The organism is Bordetella sputigena, assembly GCF_965137885.1.
GTDB classification, from domain to species: domain Bacteria; phylum Pseudomonadota; class Gammaproteobacteria; order Burkholderiales; family Burkholderiaceae_B; genus Bordetella_C; species Bordetella_C sputigena.
In genome coordinates this window covers 22,831-35,301 of sequence record NZ_CBCSCA010000019.1, presented here as the reverse complement: position 1 = coordinate 35,301, position 12,471 = coordinate 22,831, and the positions used below count along the sequence as shown (strand labels likewise).

Sequence of the window (12,471 nt, the reverse complement as noted above, 5' to 3'; positions counted from 1 at the left end):
CCGGTCACCATAACGCCGTGGAGCAGGTTGTCGATGGCCTTTACGCGCAATCTGCCTTCCTTGTCCTCCGTCCGATCGTTCGAGGCCGCGGCACGTCATGGTTCCTTCACCCTCGCGGCCGATGAGCTGGCGGTGACGCAAAGCGCGGTCAGCCTGCAAGTGCGCAAGCTGGAAGCCTACCTGGGCAAGAAGCTGTTCGTGCGACAGTCGCGCAAGGTGGAGCTCACGGCCGACGGCATCCAGTACTTCGAGGCGTGCCGCCGCGTGCTGTCCGACCTGGAGAACGCAACCCGGCAGATGCTGGATCGCGATCGCAACGAGGTGCTGATCGTAAGCACGATTCCGACCATCGGACAGCTCTGGCTCATGCCGCGGCTGGCGTCCTTCACCTCCACCCATCGCCATATCGAAGTCCGCGTGGTTTCCGATATCCGTCCGCTGGACATGCAGGCCGACGGCGTCGATATCGCCATCCGCGTCGGTCCCCTGGCCGGCCGCCATTATCCGCGCGGGCTGCCCGGAATAGACCTGACCCTGGTGCAGCGCTGGGATGGCATTTGCGCCGACTACCTGTTCGACGACGTGCTGGTGCCCGTGATGTCGCGGCGGCTGTACGAACAGGGAGGCCCCGTTGAATCGCTCGCCGACCTGACCACCTTCCAACTCATCCATACCGCCAGCCGGCCGAACGCCTGGCGCGACTGGTTGCGCGCGCAGGGCGAGTCGCTGCCGGCGCGCCGGCCGGGCCTGGACGTCGGCCACTTCTATATTGCATTGCGCGCCGCGCAGGAGCATAAGGGGGTCGCGCTGGTTCCCGACGTGCTGATCGACGGCTACCCCGGGCGCGGCGAACTTGTCGTGCCATACCGTCCCGAGCGGCCCGTCAAAAGCGCGGGCGAATACTACCTGCTGGCGCAGGACGTGTCGCTGGAGCGGCCCGCCATCCAGACTTTCCGCGCCTGGGTGCTGGCCGAAGCGCGCGCCTCCCTGCAAGGGGCCGGCGAGCGCGCCCTCGCCGATGCGCCGGAGCGCGCCCCATGACGCGCGCCCCTTTTCATATTGCCGCGCGGGATCGAATCGGCCGGTCTGGTTCCGCGGGCGTCTTTTTCCAACTTTGAACCAGGAATGCATATGAACGGAATTCGTGTCGGCATCGCCGGTTTCGGCGCCATCGGCAAATCGGTGGCCAGGTCGCTGGACGCCGGTGCGGTGCCCGGACTTTCGCTGGCCGCGATCGCGGTGCGCGATCCGCGCCGCCACGCGGCCTTCGAATGGAAGGGTCAACCGCCGTTGTTCACCACGCTGGACGGCCTGGAACCCCTGTGCGACGTGGTGGTCGAATGCGCCCCGGCAGCCGTGTTCGAACAAGCCGTGCGTCCCATGCTGCAGGCCGGCAAGAAGGTCGTCGTCCTCAGTTCGGGCGCGCTGCTGTCGCACCCGGACCTGATCGAGCTGGCGCGTGCCAGCCAGGGCCAGATACTCGTTCCGTCCGGCGCCATCCTGGGGTTGGACGCCCTGACGGCCGCGGCGGAAGGCCGGATCCATTCTGTCACCATGATTACCCGCAAGCCCGTGCGCGGTCTGCTGGGGGCGCCTTACCTGGAAACGCACGGCATCGACATTTCCGGCATCACCGAGCCGACACGGGTATTCCGCGGATCACCGCGCGAGGCGGCGATCGGCTTTCCGGCCAACCTGAACGTGGCCGTCAGCGTCTCGCTGGCTGGTATCGGGCCGGACCGCACGACCCTGGAAATCTGGGCCGATCCCAAGCTGGAACGCAATATCCATCGCGTCGAGGTGGATTCGGATTCCGCATCTTTTTCGATGGAGATCCAGAACATTCCTTCGGAAAATCCCAAAACCGGCCGGATCACCGCGCAGAGCGTGTTGTCGGTGCTGCGCAAGCTAAACGGCCCGTTGCGCGTCGGAACGTAGGCGGGGCGGCCCGGGGCCGTCCGCATCCTGCGGCGCTTCGATGCCGCAATGGAAAGCGCAGCGGCTTGGGAGGCAGTCCAAAAGGAAATGGAGCAGCACACGCGGTACGTGCCCGGCGACCAGGTCGTGCGGGTCAGTCCCCGGCCCCGGGAGGTTGGGACCAAATGGTGTTGGACGAATCAGCGTTGATCGTGGCCGACCAGCAATCTCGGATACCCCCTCTCACGGAGCTCCGCGACCACCTTTTCCGTTGACTTCCATGCATCGCCCTTGAGTCGTACGATCAAGCCGGTCCAAACACCTTCAAAGACATTTAAAGCGTCTTCGTCGCCAAAACGCACGCCGGCGGGCAACAGCGGCGCGATGTCTTCCGTCAGGCTGCGCGTCAGCTTCTCCAACATGCGCTGTTCGGCCATCGCGCGCGTGATGGGCTTGCCTTCGAGCGCAAGGTAATGGTCGAAGCTGGCCACCAATTTGTCAGCATCCAAAGCCAGTACTTTCAGCCCTTCTCCGAGGTCGAACAGATCGCGGTTCTTACGCCGTTGCAAGAGTGCCCGCAGCTTCGTGCCAAATAGTTCTTCAGGTTCGAAGGACGCAATTTCGGTCTTGCCTTGATACCAGTCATTCTCCACCGCGAAGGGATAGCGACGGATACCGAACAGGTCTTCGTGTTCGCGAGTATTGATCTCGACTTTTAGCTTCAGGGTGGACTGCGCGTCGGCTTCCGGCGTGAACTTGAACACCATGTGCATGGAATGCCCCGCCTGCTCTCGGGTGCACTTGCCCAGCCATGAGAGTGCTTCACGAATAGCATCGACCGTTGAACCTATGGGCTCGGGCTGCGTCTGTACCAGATCGATGTCTTCGGAATAGCGAAGCGGCGTTGGAAACAAAAGCTTGTGGATCGCAGTGCCACCGCGAAATGCAATCTTGCCGCGCAGCGCGGGCGCATTGAACAAATCGCATAGCGCACGGCAGATGATGAGATCCTGTTCGACCTGGCGGAAGTCAGGCCATGGCGCCTTTGCGCTCCATGCCTGGAGATAGGATTGGGGAATCAAAAATCAACCTCTACAGATTCATTGAGGATCAGCCGCCATTGCGGTTCCTTCTCATACAACCCCGACAGTCCTTCGGTCAAAGGTTTCACGGAAGGGTCCAGCAAAATGGCCGTCTTGGCCTTTTTGGCGTAAGGTCGCAAAGCATTGGCTTGCCGCATATGGTGCATATATTCCAGCAAGTAGCCGAGCCGGCGCACGGATGAGTTTTCGTAGCGCGCGGCGAGCTTGGCCAGTTTGTCCGATCGCGCCTGCGCGCCCAGATCCTTCACGATCTGGGCCACGCCGTTGATGCCTCCTGCCTTGTGGAAATAGCGCATGCAATCGAGCAGCGTCAATTCGATACCGGCGACCTTCGCAAAGCCCGCATCGCTTTTCAGGGAGTCCAGCCATTCCGGCTGATTGACCTTGGCGAAGGCCGAGGGACTTTGATAGACGAACTCCAGACGGTGCCGGCCAATCTCGACACTGCGCATCTGCTTCGGCGCGATCACCTGAAACACCATCGACGCCTGATGCGAAGCACCGTGGAACGTGGCTGCACGCAGCAATGCGATGCGATAATCGACCTGGAGGAACTTCATCAGCGGATCGATCCAGCGTGCCGGGTCGGGCGCGCCGAAGGCCCGATCCTCCGGGCGGAGGATCAGATAGAAGCCTTGCCGGGGGCTCGCCAAACGGCCCTTCCTGGCTTGACGCATCAGCGCCATGTTCAGACTTTCAGGCGACGAACCGAGCGCCTCCAGCGCTTCTTCCCGCAGGAAGTAAGCGCGGCCTTGGGAGAGTGACTTCTCCATGTATTGCTCAAGCTTGGCCATTCCCAGATTATATTCAAAAACTAACTATTTTGGTTGTTTTGTGCATATGATTTGGGGAGGCGCTCTACTCAAGTATGGCGCCAACTGGAAGTGGGACCTGTCATCATGAGAAAAGACGACACGCTATCTAATGGGTTGCTCACCAGCTTGAAACAAGCGACGGCCATTCGCTGCGACGATTCCAAGGTGCAACCGGCGCGGGTGTTCAAGGCCGAAGCGCCGCGCGGGCAGCGCACGTTGAGTGTTCCGGAGGTGGCCGAGGGTGCAGATCAAGGCACACCGGCAATCGAAATCCGAACCTGCACGACGGTCGAACCCGAGCCAATAGAGATCCTTCGCGGTTCGGTCCTCAAATTCGAGGGGCCGATGGATCCCGTCGGTGAGGACTACGAGCGTCCAGCTGGTTAACCTACCGGTTTGATGCAGAGGGATTCTGCATTATGAAACTGGGGCACCTGGATCCTGGCTTGCATGCCGCCCAGGGCCAGAGCGGAAGTGGCATATGTTCATGGGATCGTTCCCGTCTCCAGGGGGCTGTGCCCACGTAGAACGAGCATCGGGAAGCATCCAAAGCAGCGGGCGCCTTTTGGGCGGCCGCTGCTTTGGGTTGGACGAGTGGTATGGGATGTAGCGGCCATCTCCACTGGCTTCGCCGGCGGGGGCCGTCCTGATGACGCTGCGCACGTCGCGGACGTTCACAAGGCCCTTAAGGCTGCCGCCGACGTCACCGTCGTTGCCCTCCTTAAGGGCCTCATACATGACGCACCCTCGCGGGTGCGGCAACCGCTTGATTCGACGACAAGTTTCCCAGCGTAGTTTATTGCGGAACGTCTCGCGGAATATTTGCGGAACGTTTGGGACTTCGAGAGTGGGAACTACGCTGGGAACCCGCGTATTTGGTGCCCGAGACCGGAATCGAACCGGTACGGCCGATTAAAGCCGGAGGATTTTAAGTCCTCTGTGTCTACCAATTTCACCACTCGGGCAGGGCGCGCGGCGTGGGCTGCGGGCCGGGAACGGGATTGTACCTGTCCCCGGCCCGCGGCCATCCAAAGGCGTTCGATTGAAGGCTCACCCGCTTCCGGCCGTGGGAACAATCGACTCATAAAGCAAAAGCAATTTCGCCAAAGCAAAGGCGCACACCGCCGTGGCCGGTGACGATATCGGACAGCAGAAGCAGGAAAGCCGCAATATCCCGTTGATTCGCGAACCGGCCGATCCCTCTACCGGATCTGCATCTGTACGTCTCAGCCAGCCCTCGGAACGACCGGATGCGGGGATTTGCGCGGAGGGCTGCCAGTACCGGCACCAGCAACAGCAGAGGAGAGGCACGATGAAACCGCAGTTTCCCGATGATGGCCACAAGGTCGCTATTTATGCGACGGCGAACGGTAAGTACCTGAAGCTGCCGAATGGTGAGGGACAGGTGATCGCGAACGGGGCGTCGCCACAGGATCCCGCATGCGTTTTCGTATGGCAGAACGACGGAATCTTGCGGTCGCAAAGCGATCCCGCTATCTATCTCGGCTATCAGCCTGGCATTCCATTGCTGTATGCCGGTGCGTCCGACACATCCGTTCCGTTTAGTGGCGAACTCTTGGCTCCCACCGATCAACCTCCCGCTGGCTATGCGATGGTCGTCCAAGTCATCTCCGGTGACTTCGGGAATAGATTTTGGCAGTGTGCGAAATCATTGGGCGGAGCGATATCCTTGACAGAGCACAATCCCGGCACACCACCGTTTGGCGATCCCTGCCTTTTCGTATGGATCGACGCCAGCTGATACGCATCAATGCCGCTTATTCGCTGCTTCCGCTGCTCTGCATCGGCCGGGAGAACGGCCTGCACGCAAGCGCCTAGAGGCGGCCCGGCGAATCCGATACAATGCCGCCCGTGGAAGGTTGGCAGAGTGGTTGAATGCACCGGTCTTGTTCAATCGAGCGCCCGCGGGGAAACCCGTTGGATGTAAGGAGTCAAATTCGGCGAAGCCCCTGGACGCTTCCGAGGTAACGCCGAGCGAAGGTCGATGATTCAACGCATCGATAACGTGTAGAGACTTGACGGCTCCCACCTAAAGTCCCGCGTCGGCGCGGGACCATGGTGAAGGCAAAGTCCAGACCCGCAAACAGTGCGGCCAGATCAGGCCGGACCTGGTGGCGAAAGCCATAGGGGTAAGGAAAACCGGCGGGGCTTCACGGCCCTCGTGAGTTCGAATCTCACACCTTCCGCCAGCTCTTCAGTGCTTCCTGAGCGCAGCCCAAAGCAACGCACCCAGCGCCATACCCGCGCCGATCACAATCGGGCGGTGCGTCGATGCCCACAATGCCGCACTGTGCGCCTGGGCTCGGTCATCGAACGACCCATGCGTTTCATGCAGCCCGGAAACCGGTCGCCACAGATTGTCCACCCGCGTGGCTGGCGCCAATGGCTTGCGCCGCTGGGCCTCATAGTTGGTGCGCGCCAAATACCAGTCCAACAATCCCGGAAAAAACTTGTTGGCAACGATCGCCTTGATCGAAGGCATGCCGACATAAAGCTCGCGCCGGCGATGGCGCGCTGCCCAGACGATGGCGCGCGCCGCCACTTCCGGCTGGAAGATCGGCGGCACGGGCTGCGGCGCATAATGTACGTGTGACTTCGCCCAATCGAACTGCGGCGTGTTCAAGGCTGGCATCTGCACCATCGTCACGTGGATGCGGCTGCGGTCGTGCATCAGTTCGCTGCGCAGCGAATCGGTGAACCCGCGCACGCCGTGCTTGGCGCCGCAATAGGCGGATTGCAGCGGAATAGCGCGATAGGCCAGGGCCGAACCCACCTGCACGATGGTGCCGCGATCGCGGCGCCGCATATGGCGCAGGGCGGCCATCGTGCCGTAGACCTGGCCCAGGTAGGTGACCTCCGTCACGCGCGCGAACTCTTCCGGGGTCAGTTTGGAAAACGGTGAGAACACCGTCAGCATGGCGTTGTTCACCCAGACATCGATCGGCCCCAGTTCGTTCTCCACCTGCTCGGCCGCGCGGTCGATGGCTTTGGCGTCGCTGACGTCGACCGGAATGGCCAGGGCGCGCACGCCGTGCTCGCGCACTTCCCCGGCGGCCGCGGCCAGGGCATCGGCATCGCGCGCCAGCAGGGCGACGTCCGCGCCCTGGCGCGCGAACGCCAGCGCCGCGGCGCGGCCCACGCCGGCGCTCGCGCCGGTGATCACTACTGTTTTGATGGGATGTTTGCGGCGAAACATCATAGGCAACCTCAAGGCACTATTTGTCTTTGTTCCCGGGCAGCACGCTGCCCAGCACCTGCTTGGCCGTATTCAGCAGCACGTGCCCCTGGTCCGGATCGCCCTTCATCAGCGTGCTGGCGAAGGCCTTGGCCTGGGCCATCGTGATATGTGGCGGCAGAGGCGGCACATTGGGATCGCTCTTGACTTCGATCACCACGGGGCGATCCGAGGCGAATGCCTGGTCCCACGCGGCCCCCATCGCGTCCGCGCGATCGACATAGATGCCACGCAAGCCGATGGACTCGGCGAACTGGTGATAGGGCACGGAAGGAATGTTCTGCGAGGCCTCGAACTTGGGATCGCCTTCCATGACACGCTGTTCCCACGTCACCTGGTTCAGGTCGCCGTTGTTGAGGACCATGCAGATCCAGCGCGGGTCGCCCCATTGCTTCCAGTACTTGGCGACGGTGATCAGTTCGGCCATGTTGTTCATTTGCATGGCGCCGTCGCCCACCAGCGCGATGACCGGGCGTTGCGGATAGGCGAACTTGGCGGCGATGGCGTAAGGCACGGCGGCGCCCATGGATGCCAGTCCGCCGGACAGCGAACACATCATGCCGCGCTGTACCTTCAGGTCGCGCGCATACCAGTTGGCGACGGAGCCCGAGTCGCTGGTCACGATCGCGTCGGCGGGGACGCGGGGCGACAGCTCCCATATCGTGCGTTGCGGATTGACGCCGCCTTCGGCATCGGCCAATGCGCGTTGTTCCAGCTTCTTCCACCAATCGGCGGTCCAGCCTTCGATGGTCTCGCGCCATTTGGTATCGGGACGCGGTTGCAGCAGCGACAGCAGCTCGCGCAGGGTTTCCCTGCTATCACCGACCAGGTTGACTTCCATCGGATAGCGCAGGCTGAGCATGTCCGGCTTGATATCGATCTGTACGCCGCGCGCCTGGCCTTCCTTGGGCATGAATTCAGAGTACGGGAAGCCCGAGCCTATCATCAGCAGCGTGTCGCACTCGGTCATCAGCTTGTAGCTGGGCTCCGTGCCCAGCAGGCCGATGGAGCCCGTGACCCATGGCAGATCGTCCGGCAAGGCGGCCTTGCCGAGCAGTGCCTTGGCGACGCCCGCGCCGAGTTTGTCGGCCACGGCGATGACTTCGTCGGTGGCGTGCAGGGCGCCCGCGCCGACCAGGATGGCCACCTTCTTTCCGGCATTCAGCACGTCCGCCGCGCGGCGCAGGTCCTCGGGGTAGGGCACCGTGCGCGGTTCGCGATAGCCGACGCCGGAATGGACGGTGCCGTGCTTGCGGGCGGGCTCTTCGTACGGCAGGTCCTGCAGGTCGTTGGGCAGCACCAGCGCCGTTACGAGCTTCTGGCCGATGGCGGTGCGTATCGCGCGGTCGACCAGATGGCGCACTTGCGCGGGCACGCTGGCCTGCTGCACGAAGCCGGCCGCCACGTCCTTGAACATGGAGACCAGATCCAGTTCCTGCTGGTAATGGCCGCCCAGCGCCGCGCGTGCCTGTTGGCCGACGATGGCCAGCATCGGCATATGGTCCATGCGCGCGTCATACATGCCGGTGATCAGGTGCGAGGCACCCGGGCCGGACGTGGCAATGCATACGCCCAGTTCACCGGTGAATTTGGCGTGGGCCGAGGCCATGAAGGCGGCCATTTCCTCGTGGCGCGCCTGGATGAATTCGATCTTTCCCTGGGCGCGGCTCAGGGCGCCGAATACGCCGTTGATGCCGTCTCCGGGATAGCCGTAGATGCGGCGCACGCCCCAGGCGTGCAGACGTTCGACGATGAAGTCTCCGACAGTGGCTGACATGGCTTGCTCCGGGAAAGCGAACGCCCGGGATCTGCATCGGCCGTACGTCCGCGTCATGTTGCGATTGCGGGGCCGCTCGTGGCGGCGTACGCATCGTTATCGGAGGTTCGGTTCAGCAAGCCTTGTACCTACTTGGCCGCTACCGCCTGATCGGCAATACCGGTATGGACGGCGTAGGGGAGTCTCGCCCAGGGCACGCCCCGGCGCTTTGGTACTTAACTCTGGTACTTGACTCTGGTAATTAATCTTCCCGCGGCGCTCCGCATTGCCAGCAGAGCGTAAATTGCGGCTCCGACCATTCCTCGCAGGATGCGCAGCACCAGTTGGCCTGGGACTGGCCCGGCTCACGCCAGCCGGCGTCGATGATGCGCATGGCCAACTCGAGATCACGTTCGTGTTTCAGCCAGATCTCAGGTCCGCACTGATCGGCGGGGATCTCGCCGATCGCGCCCAGGAGATATTGGTTATGCAGTTCGCAGGCGATGCGGGCCTGCGCCAGCAGGTTCATCCAGTGCTGGGCGATCAGCAAATCAGGCGCGCGCGTGAGCCGGATCATGGGAACAAGGAGCCGATACGGTGGTCGGAATGATAGACCAAGGCCGGCACCGCGGCTGCCGAGCGCCCAGCCGCGCGCTATCGACCGGGCCTGGCTGTGTGGACGAGCCCTGTGCACGGCGCGGCGCAGCGGCTGCCGTCCATGAGGCGGAGTGCGCGTTCAGCATTCACCATCAGCGATCCAAGGCGCGATAATCGAGGTTTTCGTCCAGGACAACAAAGGAGCCCGCCCATGCTCGCCGTTGAAATCTCCCGCCCCGGTGGACCCGAAGTGCTCGTACCCGTCCAGCGGCCCACGCCCGAGCCCGGCCCTGGAGAAGTATTGATCAAGGTCTCCGCGGCCGGCGTCAATCGACCGGACACCTTCCAGCGCAAAGGCTCCTATCCGCCGCCGCGCGGCGCATCGGACCTGCCCGGCCTTGAGATCGCCGGTGAAATCGTCGGCGGCGACGCGGCCGTGGGTGGCTATGCCATCGGCGACAAGGTTTGCGCCCTGGTCGCGGGCGGCGGCTATGCCGAGTACTGCCTTGCACCGGTCCAGCAATGCTTGCCGATTCCGAAGGGCCTGTCGGAAATCGAGGCCGCCGGCCTGCCGGAAACCTACTTCACCGTCTGGAGCAACGTCTTCGACCGCGGCCACCTGGCCGCCGGCGAAAGCCTGCTGGTCCATGGCGGCGCCAGCGGCATCGGCACCACGGCCATCCAGCTGGCCAGCGCCATGGGCCACAAGGTCTACGGCACCGCCGGCAGCGACGACCGCGCCCGCGCGATCGAGAAACTCGGCGCCGCCAAGGGGATCAATTACCGCGACCAGGACTTCGTCAAGGAAGTGCTCGATGCCACCGGCGGCGCCGGCGTCAACGTCATCCTGGACATGGTCGCCGGCGACTACATCGCCCGCGACATCCAGTGCCTGGCCGACGAAGGCCGCATCGTCCTCATCGCCACGCTGGGCGGCAACCACGGCAATGTGGACTTCGGCCAGGTCATGCGCCGCCGGCTGACCATCACGGGTTCCACCTTGCGGCCGCGCCCCGTGGACTTCAAGGGTGAAATCGCCGCACGCCTGCGCCAGCATGTCTGGCCCTTGCTGGAGAGCGGCAAGATCAAGCCCATCATTCACGCCACCTTCCCGCTGGAGCAGGCGGCCCAGGCGCACGCCATGATGGAAGCGGGCGAGCAGATCGGGAAAATCATCCTGACCGTGCAGGGCTGACGCCCAACCGCCGGGGCGTGGGACAAGCCCGTGCCCCGGTCCACGGTCATCCCGTATACCGATGGCCGCCAAACACGATACAATCGCGGGTTTGACCCGGATTTTTCCGGTGGCCTGACCTTGAATCCCGCCGCGCGGACCACCCGCGCGGCCAACCCTGCCGCGACGCCGATAACGGACCGCCCATAACGGACGCCCATAACGATGAGCACAGACGATCGCCGTGACACGCCGGCCGATGCCGCCAGCCAGACGCCCGCCGGCGCCGCCCGCGCGCGCCTCGTCCTGGGCAACTGGAAAATGCACGGCAGCCTGGCGGAGAACGCCGCGTTGCTGGACGCCCTGCGCGCCCGCGCCGGGGCCGGCACCTGCCAGGTCGGCGTCTGCGTGCCGTTCCCCTACCTGGCCCAGACGCAGGCCCTGCTCGACGGCAGCGCCGTTTCGTGGGGCGCGCAGGACATCAGCGTGCACGAGAAGGGCGCCTACACCGGCGAGGTCTCCGCCGCTATGCTGAAGGACTTCGGCTGCCGCTGGGTGCTTGCCGGCCACTCCGAGCGCCGCGCCATGCACGGCGAAACGGACGAGCTGGTCGCCGAAAAGGCCAAGACCGCCCTGGCCGCTGGCCTGACCCCCGTCGTCTGCGTCGGCGAAACGCTGGCCGAGCGCGAAGGCGGCAACACGCTGGGCGTCATCGAACGCCAGCTGGAACCCGTCCTGGCGCTGGGCGCCCAGGCGCTTATCCATACCGTGCTGGCCTACGAACCCGTCTGGGCCATCGGCACCGGCCGCACCGCCACGCCGGAGCAGGCGCAGGAAGTCCACGGCGCCATCCGCGTCGCCCTGCGCGGCCTGGGCGTGCCGGGCGTCCGCATCCTGTACGGCGGCAGCGTCAAGGCGGCCAATGCCGCCGAGCTGTTCGCCATGCCCGATATCGACGGCGCCCTGGTGGGCGGCGCGTCGCTGGTGGCCGATGAATTCCTGCGCATCGCCGCAATCTAAGTTTCCGTCTGGAGCAAGTAATGTCTTTGATGCTTTCCGCGCTGATGATCGTGCAGGTGCTGTCCGCACTGGCCATCATCATTCTGGTCCTGCTGCAGCAAGGCAAGGGCGCCGATATGGGCTCGGCCTTTGGCACCGGCTCAGCCGGCAGCCTGTTCGGCGCCTCGGGCGCGGCCAACTTCCTGTCGCGCACGACGAAATGGGCCGCCGTGGTGTTCTTCGCGACGACCGCTGGTCTGGCTTATGTCACGCACAAGGGCGTCGAGCAGCCGGCGACGCTGGATTCGGGTGTGATGTCGGGTTATCAGGCGCCGGCCGATAAGTCCGTGCCGCAGGCGCCGGGTGGCGCGGCCGTGCCGGCTCCGCAGGGTGATGCGTCGGTGCCTGGCAGCAACGTCCCGTCGACCGGCGCCGCGCCCGCGCAGACCGCCCCGGCCAAACCCGACGCGTCCGTGCCGCAAGCGCCCGCCGCCCCGGCCGCGCCCGTTAAACCGGCCACGCCCGCGAAGTAAGTTTGGTGGTTTCCGCCCGGCGGCGACACGACGCCGGGCGTGTTAGAATCTCGGTCTTTCCACGCCCCGGATGGGCGGCTTGGGGCTCAGGCTCCACAGTCGTACACGGTGCGTTGCGAAGCCAAGCCGACGTGGTGAAATTGGTAGACACGCTATCTTGAGGGGGTAGTGGCGAAAGCTGTGCGAGTTCGAGTCTCGCCGTCGGCACCAAGATACAGTTCCAGAAAGTCCCGGATTGTCCAGAAACCCGCATGAACACCAGGTTCTGCGGGTTTTTTGTTGCTCCGGAGGTTCCGTGTTGTCTCCGCGCCTCGGCCTCAG

Annotated in this window: 12 protein-coding genes and 2 tRNA genes; 8 read left to right on the top strand and 6 right to left on the bottom strand. The window is 63.9% G+C overall.

What is annotated here, in order from left to right; all coding sequences use genetic code 11:
- Positions 1–33: 33 nt before the first annotated feature.
- Complete coding sequence (locus ACNA0R_RS25545; RefSeq protein ID WP_415828879.1) at positions 34–1,041, top strand: LysR substrate-binding domain-containing protein; 1,008 nt, start codon at positions 34–36, stop codon at positions 1,039–1,041.
- Between the two features lie 90 nt (positions 1,042–1,131).
- The gene (locus tag ACNA0R_RS25540) at positions 1,132–1,938 is read left to right on the top strand and encodes an aspartate dehydrogenase (protein ID WP_415828878.1); all 807 of its coding nucleotides are present in this window, start codon (positions 1,132–1,134) and stop codon (positions 1,936–1,938) included.
- A gap of 179 nt (positions 1,939–2,117) precedes the next feature.
- Here ACNA0R_RS25540 and ACNA0R_RS25535 read toward each other — a convergent pair whose 3' ends face one another.
- Together ACNA0R_RS25535 and ACNA0R_RS25530 are read right to left on the bottom strand one after the other, a co-directional pair.
- Entirely contained in the window at positions 2,118–2,999 is an 882-nt protein-coding gene (locus tag ACNA0R_RS25535) for a nucleotidyl transferase AbiEii/AbiGii toxin family protein (protein WP_415828877.1), read from the bottom strand.
- Positions 2,996–3,814 carry a type IV toxin-antitoxin system AbiEi family antitoxin domain-containing protein gene (locus ACNA0R_RS25530; RefSeq protein WP_415828876.1) on the bottom strand — a complete coding sequence of 273 codons (819 nt, stop codon included), beginning with the start codon at positions 3,812–3,814 and terminating at the stop codon, positions 2,996–2,998. Before ACNA0R_RS25530 ends, ACNA0R_RS25535 begins: the two co-directional genes overlap by 4 nt.
- Before the next feature lie 105 nt (positions 3,815–3,919).
- Here ACNA0R_RS25530 and ACNA0R_RS25525 point away from each other — a divergent pair, with 105 nt between their 5' ends.
- The gene (locus ACNA0R_RS25525; RefSeq protein WP_415828875.1) at positions 3,920–4,222 is read left to right on the top strand and encodes a hypothetical protein; all 303 of its coding nucleotides are present in this window, start codon (positions 3,920–3,922) and stop codon (positions 4,220–4,222) included.
- 489 nt (positions 4,223–4,711) lie between these two features.
- Here the strand turns inward: ACNA0R_RS25525 and ACNA0R_RS25520 are convergent.
- Positions 4,712–4,800: transfer RNA gene (locus ACNA0R_RS25520), tRNA-Leu, on the bottom strand.
- 347 nt (positions 4,801–5,147) lie between these two features.
- On the opposite strand from ACNA0R_RS25520, the gene ACNA0R_RS25515 reads away from it, so the two are divergent.
- A complete protein-coding gene (locus ACNA0R_RS25515) occupies positions 5,148–5,597 on the top strand; it encodes a hypothetical protein (RefSeq protein ID WP_415828874.1) in 450 nt (149 codons plus the stop codon).
- Between the two features lie 453 nt (positions 5,598–6,050).
- Here ACNA0R_RS25515 and ACNA0R_RS25510 read toward each other — a convergent pair whose 3' ends face one another.
- From ACNA0R_RS25510 to ACNA0R_RS25500, 3 genes are all read right to left on the bottom strand, one after another.
- Positions 6,051–7,055, bottom strand: a complete 1,005-nt coding sequence (locus tag ACNA0R_RS25510; RefSeq protein ID WP_415828873.1) for an SDR family oxidoreductase — start codon at positions 7,053–7,055, stop codon at positions 6,051–6,053.
- A gap of 16 nt (positions 7,056–7,071) precedes the next feature.
- The gene (locus ACNA0R_RS25505; RefSeq protein ID WP_415828872.1) at positions 7,072–8,868 is read right to left on the bottom strand and encodes a thiamine pyrophosphate-requiring protein; all 1,797 of its coding nucleotides are present in this window, start codon (positions 8,866–8,868) and stop codon (positions 7,072–7,074) included.
- 241 nt (positions 8,869–9,109) lie between these two features.
- Positions 9,110–9,424, bottom strand: a complete 315-nt coding sequence (locus ACNA0R_RS25500; protein WP_415828871.1) for a putative signal transducing protein — start codon at positions 9,422–9,424, stop codon at positions 9,110–9,112.
- Positions 9,425–9,655: 231 nt separating this feature from the next.
- On the opposite strand from ACNA0R_RS25500, the gene ACNA0R_RS25495 reads away from it, so the two are divergent.
- The 4 genes from ACNA0R_RS25495 (at position 9,656) to ACNA0R_RS25480 (ending at position 12,360) form a co-directional block, all read left to right on the top strand.
- On the top strand, positions 9,656–10,639 hold the full coding sequence (locus ACNA0R_RS25495; RefSeq protein ID WP_415828870.1) for an NAD(P)H-quinone oxidoreductase: 984 nt from the start codon (positions 9,656–9,658) through the stop codon (positions 10,637–10,639).
- Between the two features lie 204 nt (positions 10,640–10,843).
- Positions 10,844–11,638, top strand: coding sequence for a triose-phosphate isomerase (gene tpiA / locus ACNA0R_RS25490; protein WP_415828869.1), 795 nt, complete (start codon positions 10,844–10,846; stop codon positions 11,636–11,638).
- 20 nt (positions 11,639–11,658) lie between these two features.
- Positions 11,659–12,150: a preprotein translocase subunit SecG gene (gene secG / locus ACNA0R_RS25485; protein ID WP_415828868.1), complete on the top strand. Its 492-nt coding sequence runs from the start codon at positions 11,659–11,661 to the stop codon at positions 12,148–12,150.
- 125 nt (positions 12,151–12,275) lie between these two features.
- A tRNA-Leu gene (locus ACNA0R_RS25480) sits at positions 12,276–12,360 on the top strand.
- Positions 12,361–12,471: the final 111 nt, after the last annotated feature.